The following is a 13,243-nucleotide window of genomic DNA, read 5'->3' on the forward strand; positions in this document are numbered from 1 at the left end:
ATCGCCAAGGTCGTCGACACCGGCTACACCGCGGCCGTCCACCGCACCGGAGCCAGCGAGAACCGAGGAGTCCGAGACGGATTCGGCGCCCGACACCGTGGCGCTGCTGCGGCACCGGCTGCCTGGTGAGCCTGGCGTTGGCGATTCCGGTCACCGCCATGGCCATGATTCCGGCGCTCCAGTTCGACAACTGGCAGTGGCTGTCGCTCACCCTCACCGCGCCCGTCGTGGTGTGGGGCGGGTGGCAGTTCCACCGCGCGGCCTGGACCAACGCCGAACACGGTGCGGCCACGATGGATACGCTCATCTCGCTGGGCACGATCGCCGCCTTCGGCTGGTCGGTGTACGCGCTGTTCTTCGGCGACGCCGGCATGCCGGGCATGAAACACCCGTTCAGCCTGAGCATTTCGCGCGGCGATTCGTCCTCCGCCCTGTACTTCGAGGTCGCGGCGGTACTGATCACGGCCATCCTGGCGGGCCGGTACTTCGAGGTCCGGTCCAAGGAGAAGGCCGGCTCGGCCCTGCGCGCGCTGCTCGAACTCGGCGCGAAGGAGGTCTCGGTACTGCGAAACGGTACCGAGACCCGGATACCGGTCGGCGATCTGCGAGTCGGCGACGAGTTCCTGGTCCGGCCCGGCGAGAAGATCGCCACCGACGGCCAAGTGACGCAGGGTAGTTCGGCGCTGGATATGAGTATGCTGACCGGCGAGTCCGTTCCGGTCGAGGTGGGTCCCGGCGATCAGGTCGTCGGCGCCACCGTCAACGCGGGCGGCATGCTCACCGTGCGGGCCACCCGGGTGGGCGCGGATACCCAGCTGGCGCAGATGGCCCGGCTGGTCGAGGACGCGCAGAGCGGCAAGGCGCCGGTGCAGCGGCTGGCCGACCGCGTGGCCGGGGTGTTCGTGCCGATCGTCATCGCGATTTCGGTTGCGGCGCTGGGCTTCTGGCTCGGCACCAGCTCCGCGGTGGCCACCGCGTTCGGCGCGGCGGTCGCGGTGCTCATCATCGCGTGCCCGTGCGCCCTGGGCCTGGCCACGCCGACCGCACTACTGGTCGGCACCGGCCGCGGCGCGCAGCTGGGCATCCTGATCAAGGGTCCGCAGGTACTGGAATCGACCCGGCGCATCGACACCGTGGTGCTGGACAAGACCGGCACCGTCACCACCGGCAAGATGACCCTCGCCGAGGTGATTCCGGCGCCGGGCACGGATTCCGGCGAGGTGCTGGCCGTCGCCGCGGCCGTCGAGCACGGCTCCGAGCACCCGGTCGCCAAGGCCGTGGTCGCGGGCGCGAAGGAGCGCGGGCTGTCGATCGATCCGGTCGATCAGTTCGTGAGCCACGGCGGCAAGGGTGTGCAGGGCCTGGTCGGCGACCGCGCGGTGGTCATCGGCCGCACCGAACTGCTCGAGGACTGGTCGGTCGCGCTACCCGAATCGCTGGCCGAGGCGAAAGCCGACGCCGAGCGGGCCGGGCAGACCGCCGTCGCGGTCGCCTGGGACGGCGTGGCGCGTGGTGTGCTCGTGATCGCCGACGCGATCAAACCGACCAGCGCCGAGGCGATCTCGGACCTGCGGGCGCTCGGGCTCACCCCCGTCCTGCTGACCGGCGACAACGCGGCCGCCGCCCGCACGGTGGCCGACCAGGTCGGTATCGACGAGGTGATCGCCGAGGTCCTGCCCAGCGACAAGCTGGACGTGGTGCAGCGGTTGCAGGATCAGGGCAAGGTGGTCGCCATGGTCGGCGACGGCGTCAACGACGCGGCCGCCCTCGCCCAGGCCGATCTGGGACTGGCCATGGGCACCGGCACCGACGTGGCCATCGAGGCGAGCGATATCACGCTGGTGCGCGGCGACCTGCGCACCGTGGCCGCCGCCATCCGGCTGTCGCGGGCCACCCTGCGCACCATCAAGGGCAACCTGTTCTGGGCGTTCGGCTACAACGTGGCGGCGATCCCGCTGGCCGCGGCCGGGCTGCTCAACCCGATGCTCGCGGGCGCGGCGATGGCCCTGTCCAGTGTCTTCGTGGTGAGCAACAGCCTGCGGCTGCGCTCGTTCCGCTGACCGCCCTCCGAACGGACCGCCGTACCCCGGCGGTCCGTTCGCCGGTGTCCGGCCCGACCGGTCCGATGCCACATGGCAGACTTCGCTGCGATCACGTCGTTACGCCGAGAGGACACCCGTGACATCCGCCACCGGACCCCAAGAGTCGCTCACCATCGCCGAGTACCTGGACGCCGCGGACGTGGTGGCCGAGCCCGTCGAGCCCGACACGGACGGGGCCCCGGTGGTCTCGATCGGCGTCCCCGACGGCTGGCAGCGGATGGCGGCGGAGAGCTTCCCGGGCGCCTACGGCGTGTGGGCGAAGGCCCCGGAGGACGGCTGGGCCGACAACGCGGTGGTGCTGGTCGTGCGCCTGTCGCGCCCCATGGATCCGGAGACGCTGCTCGCCTGCGGCTTCACCGACGCGCGCCGGCTCCCCGTCTGGGAGGAACTGGACACCCACACCGGCCGCTTCGGCGGCTACCCCTCGGCGGCCATCACCGGCACGTATGCCATTTCCCCCCTGACCCTCTGGGCCTACAACCGCTACACCATCATCGAATCCGACACCGGCCAGTACCTGGTCCAACTGACGGTCACCATCCGCGCCGACCACGAGGGCACCGACGCCGCCGCCGTAGTAGCCGGCCTGTCCTTCACGGACCCGAGCGTCCCCCAGATCTCGATCCCGAACACCAACCCCACCCCACCCCAGCCCTGACGCCCCACCCCGCGAAGCCCTCCCGTCTCCGGCCCGCCCTCCCGTTTTCCGGCCCGCCCTCCCATTTCCGGCCCGCCCTCGCATTTTCCGGCACGCCCTCGCATTTTCCGGCACGCTTTTGGCCGGAATCCCCAACGAGACCGACTCACCCCTGCTGGGCGAGCCGGACGAAGGCGGCAGTGTCGAGGGTTTCGCCGCGGGCGGTGGGATCGATGCCTGCGGTGAGAAGGCGTTGTTCGGCCGCGGCGGCGGAGCCCGCCCAGCCGGCCAGCGCGGCGCGTAAGGTCTTGCGGCGCTGGGCGAATGCGGCGTCGACGACCGTGAAGACGCGGCGGCGGAAGTCGGCGTCCTGCGGCCACGGGGAGGTGGCGTACCGTTCGATCCGCACCAGTCCGGATTCGACCTGCGGAACCGGCCAGAACACCTGGCGCCCAACGGCTCCCGCGCGGCGGACGGTCCCGAAGAATCCGGCCTTCACACTCGGCACGCCGTAGATGCGCGAGCCCGGTTCGGCCGACAGCCGGTCGGCCACCTCGGCCTGCACCATCACCAGAGCCGTTGCGAGACTGGGCAATTCGGACATCAGATGGATCAGCACGGGCACGGCCACGTTGTAGGGCAGGTTGGCCACCAGCGCGGTCGGCGCGGCGGGCAGGTCGCGGGCGCTCACGCGCAGCGCATCGGCCTCCACCACCGCCAGCCGTTCGGCCAGCCGCGCCGCCCGAGCGCCCACCGTATCCGGAAGCTGGTGCGCCAGAACGGGATCGATCTCCACCGCGACCACCCGATCCACCACGTCCAGCAGCGCCAGCGTCAGCGATCCGAGCCCGGGGCCGACCTCGAGCACCACATCCTCGCGGCCTACGCCCGCCGCGGTGACGATCCGCCGCACGGTATTGGCGTCGTGGACGAAGTTCTGCCCGAGCTGTTTGGTCGGCCGCACGCCGAACCGCTCCGCCAGTTCCCGCACCTCGACGGGACCGAGCAAGTCGGCCTGACCACGGGCGACGAAGGAGGGTTCGGGCACGCCGCACAACCTACCAACCCGCGCCCACCAGCACCGAGTCACCGTAGCTGTAGCCAGCGCGGGCAACGAGGGCTCGACACCAAGCCACCCGGGGCGTGGGCAGCACGGGCAACGAAAGGCCCGACACTAAGCCCCGTAGGTGTAGGACAACGCGGGCAACGAAAGGCCCGACATTAGGCCACCAAGGGGTAGACAGCCCGCGGGAACGAAGGGCTCGACACCAAGCCACCCGGGGTGTGGGCAGCACGGGCGACTGAGGACTCGACACCAAGCCCCGTAGGTGTCGACAGCGCGGGAACGAAGCCCCACGCTAGGGCAGCGTGGGTGTCGACAGTACGCGGGTGGCGAAGGCGTCTATGGCCGCCCACATCTGGGGGTCGAGGTCGCAGTGGTGGCCTGTGCCGACGACCGTGCCGTAGTCGACGCCGCCCATCGCGAACTGCGCGACCAGGGCGGCGTGCAGCGGGGACGGCACGGTCGTGTCGGTGGCGTTGAGCAGCAACAGGATCGGGGCGTCGTAGCCGGTGGTCGGCACGCCCATGTAGTCGGCCAGGGCGGCGCTGACGACCGGATCGGTCAGCGGCCGGGACAGCAGATCGCCGACCGTCGCGCCGTTCACCTCATCGATCATGCGATCCAGGCACAGGCCGCCGATGCCGTCGAGGATCTCGCGGCCGCGCGGGCTGAGGTAGCTGTCGACGTCCACATCGGGTCGGGCCTCCCGCAGCCCCACCAGAATCGCCGCGATGAACGTGGTCATGCCGTCGCTGCTCACGGCCGGGATCTCCGGCACCCACGGCCCGGCCGCGGGGAGCAACTTCTCCACATCGGATTCCGGATCGATGGCGACGGTCCCGCGGAAGTCCAGGTCGGGGGCGTAACTCTGCTGTAGATGAGCGGTGCCCAGCGCCGCCTGCCCGCCCTGGGACGCACCGGCCGCGACCCAGGTCCGCGACAGTTCCGGATGGGTGGTCCGCGCGGCGCGGAGCAGGTCGATCGTGGCGGTGGCCTCGGTCCGCAGGCCCAGATAGGGATGCGGGCCGGTGTCGAAACGTCCCAGCCCGAGGTAGTCCGGGGCCACCACGGCGAACCCCTTCGAGACGAAGTAGCGAAGGATGTCGTCCTGCCTGGACTGGAGGTCCTGATACGGCGCGGTCGCGGGGCTCGACAGGCCCCCGCACCCCGGACCGAGCCCGCTGGTGCCGTGGTCGTAGGCCACCACGGGCCAGCCGCCGGCCGGCGCCGGACCCGGCGGGACGAACAGCGCACCGCTGGCCGGCTGCGGGGTCCCGTCCGATCCGGACATCCAGTAGTCCACCGCCGCACCGCCGGACAGCCCGTGCCAGCCGTCGGGCTGCGGCTCCTCCGAGATGACGCTGCCGGGTTCCGCCGCCGCGGCGGGCACCGAGACCACTGTCAGCGCTGCGGTCGCCGCGATCGCTCCGGCGACAACCATTCGGCCCCATCCACCCGGAAATCGCATCGAACACCTCGTCGGCTCGTAGTCTCGTCGGCGAAATCGGGCTCAGCGTAACGGTTCTTCCCGAGAACACCGCTGTTCGGGACGGCGCATTGACGCGAATTGATACTCGTTCTAGTTTTTGTCGGTAGCCAGGTGGCACACCGAGTTTCACCCACATGTTCGAAAGGACGACGCCATGCAGCGCAGATACGACGGACGACGGGTGCTGGTCACCGGGGCGGGGTCGGGCATCGGCCGGGGCATCGCCCTGCGACTGCTCGCCGAGGGCGCGGAACTCGTGGCCGCCGATATCGCCGAGACCGGCCTGAAGGAGACCGCGGACGCCGCCGGCGACACCGCGTCCCGGCTGCGGACGGTCCAGGTCGACGTATCGAATCCGGAGTCGGTGCGCACCGCGGTCGATACCGCCGTCGAGACCCTGGGCGGGCTCGACGTGCTGGTCAACGCGGCCGGCATCATGCGCACGGCGCACACCCACGAGATGCCGTTCGAGACCTGGAACCAGGTGATCGCGGTGAACCTGACCGGCACCTTCCTGATGGTCCAGGCGGCCGTGCCGACCCTGTTGCAGGGCGACAACCCGGTGATCGTCAACTTCTCCTCCACCTCGGCCTTCGGCGCACACCCCTATATGGCCGCCTACTCGGCGTCCAAGGGCGGCGTCAACGCCATGACCCACGCGATCGCGCTGGAGTACGCCAAACAGGGCCTGCGCGCGGTCAACATCGTCCCCGGCGGCATCACCACCGGCATCACCACGAACCTGGAAACGCCCCCGGACGCCGACTGGTCCCTGTTCTCCCGCCTCCTCGGCTGGCTGAACGGCGGCGCCCTTGGCAGCCCCGACGACGTCGCCGGCGCGGTAGCCATGGTCGCCTCCGAAGACGGCCGCTACATCACCGGCAGCGAGATCCGCGTCGACGGCGGGGCACTGATGTAGTCGCCTTTCCCGACCCGCACGGGTTTCGGCGCGGCTCGGATTTCAGTGGTCTCCGCGCACGCGACGAAGGAGCAAGCGGAGGCCACTGAAATCCGAGCCATGCAGGCGCCGAAACCCCGCGTTGCCGGAGGCGACGCCAAATCAGCTGATGCCGAGGCGGCTCGTGCACGCCGGCCAGGCGCCCCAGCCCTGGCGGGCGCGAGTCACCTCGGCGATGGCGATCTGTTCCTCGCGGGTGGCCTGGTCGGCGCGGGGGGCGTATTTGGTGCCGCCCTGGCGCTCCCAGGTGTTCTGGTCGAACTGGATGCCGCCGTAGAAGCCGTTGCCGGTGTTGATGGCCCAGTTGCCGTGCGATTCGCACTGGGCGAGCGCGTCCCAGACCGCACCGTCGCGCACGGGCGGCACCTCGGTGCCGGGCTTGGCGCCCTTGCGGACCGTCTTCGGCTGGGCGGGAACGATCACCTTGTTGGAGATCGGCTGCTTGTCGACCTCTTCGCCGTTGACGATCGAGACCGCGAACGTGACGTCCTGCACCCCGGGCTTGCCGGGATTCTCGACGACCGTGCGGCTCATGTTCAGCTCGGGATCCTCGATCTCGTTGTCCGTCGGATCCAGCGCCACCCGCTCGACGCGGTTCTCCACACGCTTGCGGGTGACGGTGATCTTCATGCCGTCCTTCAGGGTGGTGCTCGCGGGCGGTTCGACCGAATCCTGGTCGATCAGCGGCACACCCTGCACCTGTAGTAGCTCGCCGACGGTCGGCGCGGCCATCCGGACGTATCCGGGCGCCTCGCCGTTGTCGGCCAGCAGGACCGTGCGCGGGCTGGTGACGGCCAGCGACGCGCCCTCCAGCGGCAGCGTCGTCGGCCGCGACGGCGAGACGAAGACGTCGGACGGGATGTTCAGCTGGGTGAGCGCGTCGGCGACGGTGGCCCCGGTGGTCCAGACCTTCGTCACCCGGCCGTCCATCGTCAACGACACCTGCCGGGCCCGGTTCAGTTTCACGGTGGCGCCGTCCAGGACGACGTCGCCCGCGGACGGGAAGACCACGTCCCGGTTCCCGAGGCCGAACCCGGCGGCCTTCAGCACGCCGCGCACATCCCCCGACATGGTGGTGAAGCTGGACTCCTGGCCGTCGATCACGACCGTCACCGTCTTGCGATGCATGATCGCCAGCGCGGCGCCCACGATGAGCGTGATCAGCATCGCGGCGATCGCCGCGTACAACAGCGGCGAGCGCGAGGTGTTGATCCGCTCCAGAGCGGGTATCCGAAAGTCCGGCATGGTCACAATACGATAACGAGGGGGTCAGGGCCTGACAACCACAAGCCGTGGAACAGGGGATTTCCACATCACGGAGCGATCACGATCCGCAGGTAGATAACAGCCCGCGTCATAGTAGTGAAGTGCGCCACAGTTCGCATCTCGAGCGCATGTCCGGGAGTAGCCGCCAGTTTGCTAGTGCGCCAACGACTTTCGCGTACGGAATACGGCGATCAGAAATACATCCCGTAGACCCGCATGGCGTTGCCCGTCGTGACCTTCGCCAGCTCCACCGGATCCTGATCGCGCAGCTCGGCCAGCGCGCGGACGGTGTAGGGCAGGCAGTACGGCTCGTTGGGTGCGCCCCGGAACGGGTGCGGGGTCAGGAACGGCGCATCGGTCTCGACGAGAATCTGCTCGTCGGGGACCAGTTTCGCCGCCTCGCGCAGCTCGTGCGCGTTCTTGAAACTCACCGTGCCGGAGAAACTCAGCACATACCCCTCCGCGACGCAGGCCTGCGCCATATTGGCGTCGGAGGAGAAGCAGTGGAAGATCACGGTCTCCGGCGCGCCCTCGTCCAGCAGGACGGCCAGGACGTCGTGGTCGGCCTCGCGGTTGTGGATCATCAGGGGTTTGCCGAGGCGTTTGGCCAGATCGATGTGCCAGCGGAAGCCCTCGACCTGATCCTCGATCTCCGCGCAGCCGTCGAGCTTCCCGGGCCAGTAGTAGTCCAGGCCGGTCTCGCCGACGGCGACCACCCGCGGGTCGGCGGCCAGCTTCTCCAGTTCGCTCTTCGCCGCGTCGTCCAGCGCGTTCGCCCGGGTCGGATGCAACGCGACTGCGGCGTACACCCGCTGATCCCAGTGCGCGGCCCGGACCGCGAACCGCGCGGCGTCCAGATCGTCGGCGATGGTCACGACCCGGCCCACGCCGACCGCGGCGGCCCGGTCCACCATGGCCGCAACCGATTCCGCGTCGGTGGCGCCGCAGGCGTCCAGATGGGTGTGCGCGTCCACCAGCGGGGACAGCGGTTCGGGCGGTTCGGGTGCGGGTCGTTTGCTAGGCATGGCCACCGGGGATATTCGCGCGAACGGTCACGGGCACGACGATTACAGTAGACCCACCATGAGCGAACGCCCTGCCTTCTACGTCACCACGGCCATCGCCTACCCGAACGGTGCGCCGCACATCGGCCACGCCTACGAGTACATCTCGACCGACTCGCTCGCGCGGTTCAAACGCCTCGACGGGTACGACGTGTTCTTCATGACCGGCACCGACGAGCACGGCCAGAAGGTACAGCAGGCCGCGCGCGCCGAGGGTGTCCCGGTGGAGGAGTACGCCTCGCGCAACTCCGACGTGTTCGAGCAGCTCGACAAGGCCCTCGACATCTCCTACGACCGGTTCATCCGCACCACCGACGAGGACCACGTCGCCTCCAGCATCGCGATCTGGGAGCGGATGCGCGAGCGCGGCGACATCTACCTCGACACCTACTCGGGGTGGTACTCGGTGCGGGACGAGGCGTTCTACACCGAGGAGGAGACCACCGTCCGCGAGGACGGCACCCGCGTCGCCACCGAGACCAACACGCCGGTCGAGTGGACCGAGGAGTCGAACTACTTCTTCCGGCTGTCGAAGTACCAGGACCAGCTGCTCGCGCACTACGACGCGCATCCGGAATTCATCCTGCCCGCGACCCGCCGCAACGAGATCGTCAGCTACGTGAAGGCCGGGCTGCGCGATCTGTCCATCTCCCGCACCACCTTCGACTGGGGCGTGCCGGTGCCGGACCACCCGGACCACGTGATGTACGTGTGGGTGGACGCGCTCACCAACTACCTGACCGGCGTGGGCTTCCCGGATACCGAGTCCGCGGCGTTCCGGAAGTTCTGGCCCGCCGACGTGCACATCATCGGCAAGGACATCACCCGCTTCCACACCGTCTACTGGCCGGCGTTCCTGCTGTCGGCCGGGGTGGAATTGCCGAAACGCGTGTTCGTGCACGGGTTCCTGTACAACAAGGGCGAGAAGATGTCGAAGTCGGTCGGCAATGTCGTCGATCCGATGTCGCTGGTGGAGACCTACGGCCTGGACGCCGTGCGCTTCTTCCTGCTGCGCGAGATCTCCTACGGCCAGGACGGCTCCTACAGCCACGAGGCGATCGTGGGGCGGATCAACACCGATCTCGCCAACGAGTACGGCAACCTGGTACAGCGCAGCCTGAAGATGGTGGCGCGCGACTTCGATTCCGCCGTACCGGCTCCCGGCGATTTCACCGACGAGGACCGCGCGCTGCTCGACCGCGCGAACGGCCTGCTGGACCGCGCCCGCACCGAATTCGACCAGCAGCAGATGCATCTGGCCCTGGAGGCGATCTGGCTGACGCTGGGCGAGACGAACCGCTACTTCTCCGCCCAGCAGCCCTGGGCCCTGGCGAAGGCGGGCGACACGGCCCGCGAGGGCACGGTCCTCTACGTCACCCTCGAGGTCCTGCGCATCGTCTCGATCCTGGTCCAGCCGATCATCCCCGGCTCCGCCGCCCGCATCCTCGACCAGCTGGCCCAGACCGCCCGCACCTTCGCCGACATCCCCACCCCCATCGAACCGGGCCTGGCCCTCCCCACCCCCGAACCCGTCTTCCCGAAGTACATAGAACCGAAGTCCTAACCCATGTTTCCGGCACGCTTGTGGCCGGAATCCATCAGGGCGGCAGGAGATCCCGGCCACAAGCGTGCCGGGAAATGCGTTGGGGCCACGCAGGGAGTGGGGGCGGTCGGGATCAGGCGTCGGCGCGGGCGGCGAGAACGGTCTCGTACAGCTCGCGCCGAGACGCCCCGGCGGACGACGCCACTTGGGCGCAGGCGTCTTTCAGGCGCATGCCCTCGGTGACCAGGGCCTCCACCTCCTCGACCAGGTCGGCGGGGTCGCTCGAAATCGGCTGGGCGCCTTCGAGAACCACGGTGATCTCGCCGCGGGCGCCCTCGGCGGCCCAGGCGGCCAGGTCGGACAGCGAGCCGCGGACGACCTCCTCGTAGGTCTTGGTCAGTTCGCGGCAGACGGCGGCGCGGCGGGTCGGGCCCAGCACCTCCACAGCGTCGGCGAGGCATGCGCCCAGGCGGTGCGGGGCCTCGAAGAACACGACCGCGCGGGGCTCGGTGGCGAGGGTTCGCAACCACTGCTTGCGCTGACCCTGCTTGCGCGGCGCGAAACCGTCGAAGCAGAACCGTTCCATCGGCAGACCGGACAGCGCCAGGGCGGTCGTCACCGCGGACGGCCCGGGTAGGCAGGTCACCGGTAGCTCACGCGCCACACAGGCCGCCACCATCCGGTACCCCGGATCGCTCACCGACGGCATCCCGGCGTCGGTCACCAGCAGCACCGTGCGCCCCGCCTCGATCTCTTCCAGCAGCTGCGGGATGCGCGCGGTCTCCACGTGGTCGTAGAAGCTCACCACCCGCCCGCCGATCTCCACCCCGAGCGCCTTGGCCAGCGCCCGCGTCCGCCGGGTGTCCTCGGCAGCAACCACATCCGCCGACCCCAGCGCGTCCCGCAGGCGCTGCGAGGCATCCCCCACATCCCCCATCGGCGTGGCCGCCAGCACCAGCCGCCCGCTCCCGTCTCCTGTACCCATACCCCTCACCCAACACCACCCGCCGGTTGGCGGGCTCTCGAGGTTTACCGCATACGATCGTCGGCGTGACCCAGCTGACCGACGCACGAACGGCGATCGGCGCGGGCCCGGCATTGTCCAGCCCGGCGCCGCTGCGCCCCTCGCCCGACTTCGGACCCACGGACCGGGCGCGCGGCTGGCTGGTCACCGTCGTACTCACCACGATCGCCGTGGTCACCCGGTTCCTGAACCTGAACTACCCGACCGACGCAGGCACCCCGGTCTTCGACGAGAAGCACTACGCCCCGCAGGCCTGGCAGATGGTGACCGGCGGCGGCGTCGAGGACAATCCGGCGTACGGGCTGGTCGTGCACCCGCCGGTCGGCAAGCAGATGATCGCGCTGGGCGAGCTGCTGTTCGGCTACACCAGCTGGGGCTGGCGGTTCGCGGCGGCGGTCTCCGGCTCGCTGCTGATCCTGCTGGTCATCCGCATCACCCGCCGCCTGACCCGCTCCACGCTGCTCGGCGGCATCGCGGGCCTGCTGCTGATCGCGGACGGATTGACGTTCGTCTCCTCGCGCATCGGCATGCTCGACATCTTCCAGGCGCTGTTCGTCGTCGCCGCCTTCGGCTGCCTGATCGTCGACCGCGATCAGGTGCGAGAACGGCTGGCCCGCGCCGACGCCGCGGGCCGAACAGCGCTGAGCGCGTACGGGCCCCGGCTAGGTGTGCGCTGGTGGCGCTTCGGCGCCGGCGTCATGCTGGGCCTGACCTGCGGCACCAAATGGTCCGGGCTGTATTTCATCGCCGCCTTCGGCCTCATGTCGGTGTGCTTCGACGTCGCCGCCCGCCGCGCGTACCGGGTGCCGCGGCCGTGGGCCGGCACCGCGATCCGCGATATCGGGCCCGCGCTGGCCTCCCTCGTCGCCGTCCCGCTGATGATCTACCTGATGGCCTACTGGGGCTGGTTCGCCAGCGAGGACGGCTACGACCGGTACTCGGTCGGCAACGCGATCGGCGACGGCGGCACCTGGTCCTGGATTCCCGACGCGCTGCGCTCGCTGTGGCACAACCAGGCGGAATCGCTGAAATTCCATGAGAGCCTGACCAATTCGGCCGGCAACCACCACCCGTGGGAGTCCAAGCCGTGGTCGTGGCCGATGGGCCTGCGGCCGATGCTGTACTACTACGCCGACGGCGGCGTCACCGGCTGCGGCCAGTCGGTCTGCGTCAAAGCGGTCATGCTGATCGGCACGCCGGCCATGTGGTGGGTGTCGCTACCCATGCTGGCCTGGGCGATCTGGCGCACCGCGACCCGTCGCGACTGGCGCTACGCCACCGTCCTGGTCGGCTACGGCGCTGCCCTGCTGCCCTGGTTCGCGACGCTGGACCGGCAGATGTACTTCTTCTACGCGGTCCCCATGGCGCCGTTCCTGATGATGGGCCTCGCCCTGGTCATGGGCGACATCCTCGGCCCGGACCCGTTCGCACGCACCGGAACCCGCTTCACGCAGTGGAGCGAACGCCAGCGACTGAACCTGCTGGTCGTGTGCCTCTACCTCGGGATCGTGGTGGCCAACTTCATCTGGCTGTGGCCGATCCTCACCGCGCTGCCGATCACCGTCGGCAGCTGGCACGACCACCTATGGCTACCCAGCTGGAAATAGGGCCAGGAAACAGCGGCTACTCCACAACCACCTCCAGCCGCCGAACTCTGGAATTGGCGCTACTCGTTGAGGGCGGCCCGCACGTAGTGCACCGCCGCCTCGTCGTCCAGGCCCAGGCGCCGGATGACCGCGACGTATTCGGTCGCCGCCCGCCCGGCCAGGTCCCGGGTCGGATCGCCGGAGGAGGCGATGAACGAGCCGAGCCGCCCCCGGGTCTCGAGGACGCCGTCCTGTTCCAGCTCCCGGTAGGCGCGCGCCACAGTATTCGGGGCCAAGCCGAGGTGGGCCGCCAGCGCCCGCACGGTGGGAATCTTGGTGCCCGCCGTCAGCTCACCGGACCGCACCCGGGCGATGATGCCCTGCCGCAACTGCTCGTACGGGGGGACCGTCGAATGATGATCGACCGGGATGTCCAGCATCGCACCTCACACTTCGTCCCGCGACAGCGGACAGGACAGGCAGCGCGGGCCGCCCCGGCCGGAACCGAGTT

Annotated in this window: 11 protein-coding genes; 5 read left to right on the top strand and 6 right to left on the bottom strand. The window is 69.6% G+C overall.

Annotated features, from left to right (window positions below; translation table 11 throughout):
* Both ON41_RS26905 and ON41_RS26910 read left to right on the top strand, forming a co-directional pair.
* On the top strand, nucleotides 1-2,060 hold a 2,060-nt coding region (locus ON41_RS26905; RefSeq protein WP_157185637.1), incomplete at its 5' end, for a copper-translocating P-type ATPase.
* Nucleotides 2,061-2,178: 118 nt separating this feature from the next.
* On the top strand, nucleotides 2,179-2,760 hold the full coding sequence (locus ON41_RS26910) for an LpqN/LpqT family lipoprotein (RefSeq protein WP_051162569.1): 582 nt from the start codon (nucleotides 2,179-2,181) through the stop codon (nucleotides 2,758-2,760).
* 145 nt (nucleotides 2,761-2,905) lie between these two features.
* Here the strand turns inward: ON41_RS26910 and rsmA are convergent, their stop codons facing one another.
* The gene (gene rsmA, locus ON41_RS26915) at nucleotides 2,906-3,787 is read right to left on the bottom strand and encodes a 16S rRNA (adenine(1518)-N(6)/adenine(1519)-N(6))-dimethyltransferase RsmA (RefSeq protein ID WP_040750633.1); all 882 of its coding nucleotides are present in this window, start codon (nucleotides 3,785-3,787) and stop codon (nucleotides 2,906-2,908) included.
* A 310-nt stretch (nucleotides 3,788-4,097) separates the two neighbouring features.
* Entirely contained in the window at nucleotides 4,098-5,243 is a 1,146-nt protein-coding gene (locus ON41_RS26920; RefSeq protein WP_040750634.1) for a lipase family protein, read from the bottom strand.
* Nucleotides 5,244-5,445: 202 nt separating this feature from the next.
* Between ON41_RS26920 and ON41_RS26925 the strand changes: the two genes are divergently transcribed.
* Complete coding sequence (locus ON41_RS26925; protein WP_040750635.1) at nucleotides 5,446-6,210, top strand: SDR family NAD(P)-dependent oxidoreductase; 765 nt, start codon at nucleotides 5,446-5,448, stop codon at nucleotides 6,208-6,210.
* 141 nt (nucleotides 6,211-6,351) lie between these two features.
* Here the strand turns inward: ON41_RS26925 and ON41_RS26930 are convergent, their stop codons facing one another.
* Both ON41_RS26930 and ON41_RS26935 read right to left on the bottom strand, forming a co-directional pair.
* Complete coding sequence (locus ON41_RS26930) at nucleotides 6,352-7,479, bottom strand: resuscitation-promoting factor (protein WP_040750640.1); 1,128 nt, start codon at nucleotides 7,477-7,479, stop codon at nucleotides 6,352-6,354.
* Between the two features lie 227 nt (nucleotides 7,480-7,706).
* Nucleotides 7,707-8,540 carry a TatD family hydrolase gene (locus ON41_RS26935; protein ID WP_040750641.1) on the bottom strand — a complete coding sequence of 278 codons (834 nt, stop codon included), beginning with the start codon at nucleotides 8,538-8,540 and terminating at the stop codon, nucleotides 7,707-7,709.
* A 58-nt stretch (nucleotides 8,541-8,598) separates the two neighbouring features.
* Between ON41_RS26935 and metG the strand changes: the two genes are divergently transcribed.
* Entirely contained in the window at nucleotides 8,599-10,143 is a 1,545-nt protein-coding gene (metG, locus tag ON41_RS26940) for a methionine--tRNA ligase (RefSeq protein ID WP_040750636.1), read from the top strand.
* 112 nt (nucleotides 10,144-10,255) lie between these two features.
* Here the strand turns inward: metG and rsmI are convergent, their stop codons facing one another.
* Nucleotides 10,256-11,107 carry a 16S rRNA (cytidine(1402)-2'-O)-methyltransferase gene (rsmI, locus tag ON41_RS26945; protein WP_040750637.1) on the bottom strand — a complete coding sequence of 284 codons (852 nt, stop codon included), beginning with the start codon at nucleotides 11,105-11,107 and terminating at the stop codon, nucleotides 10,256-10,258.
* 65 nt (nucleotides 11,108-11,172) lie between these two features.
* Here rsmI and ON41_RS26950 point away from each other — a divergent pair, with 65 nt between their 5' ends.
* Nucleotides 11,173-12,753: a dolichyl-phosphate-mannose--protein mannosyltransferase gene (locus ON41_RS26950; RefSeq protein WP_051162573.1), complete on the top strand. Its 1,581-nt coding sequence runs from the start codon at nucleotides 11,173-11,175 to the stop codon at nucleotides 12,751-12,753.
* A 59-nt stretch (nucleotides 12,754-12,812) separates the two neighbouring features.
* On the opposite strand, the gene ON41_RS26955 is transcribed toward ON41_RS26950, so the two are convergent.
* Nucleotides 12,813-13,172: a GntR family transcriptional regulator gene (locus tag ON41_RS26955; protein WP_040750638.1), complete on the bottom strand. Its 360-nt coding sequence runs from the start codon at nucleotides 13,170-13,172 to the stop codon at nucleotides 12,813-12,815.
* Between the last annotated feature and the right edge of the window lie 71 nt (nucleotides 13,173-13,243).

Source organism: Nocardia transvalensis NBRC 15921 (genome assembly GCF_000308875.1).
Lineage (GTDB): Bacteria > Actinomycetota > Actinomycetes > Mycobacteriales > Mycobacteriaceae > Nocardia > Nocardia transvalensis.

Coding starts and splice junctions, on each gene's coding strand:
- ON41_RS26955 (WP_040750638.1), bottom strand. CDS start 13,172: ATGCTGGACATCCCGGTCGATCATCATTCGACGGTCCCCCCGTACGAG.
- ON41_RS26925 (WP_040750635.1), top strand. CDS start 5,446: ATGCAGCGCAGATACGACGGACGACGGGTGCTGGTCACCGGGGCGGGG.
- ON41_RS26920 (WP_040750634.1), bottom strand. CDS start 5,243: ATGGTTGTCGCCGGAGCGATCGCGGCGACCGCAGCGCTGACAGTGGTC.
- ON41_RS26935 (WP_040750641.1), bottom strand. CDS start 8,540: ATGCCTAGCAAACGACCCGCACCCGAACCGCCCGAACCGCTGTCCCCG.
- metG (WP_040750636.1), top strand. CDS start 8,599: ATGAGCGAACGCCCTGCCTTCTACGTCACCACGGCCATCGCCTACCCG.
- rsmI (WP_040750637.1), bottom strand. CDS start 11,107: ATGGGTACAGGAGACGGGAGCGGGCGGCTGGTGCTGGCGGCCACGCCG.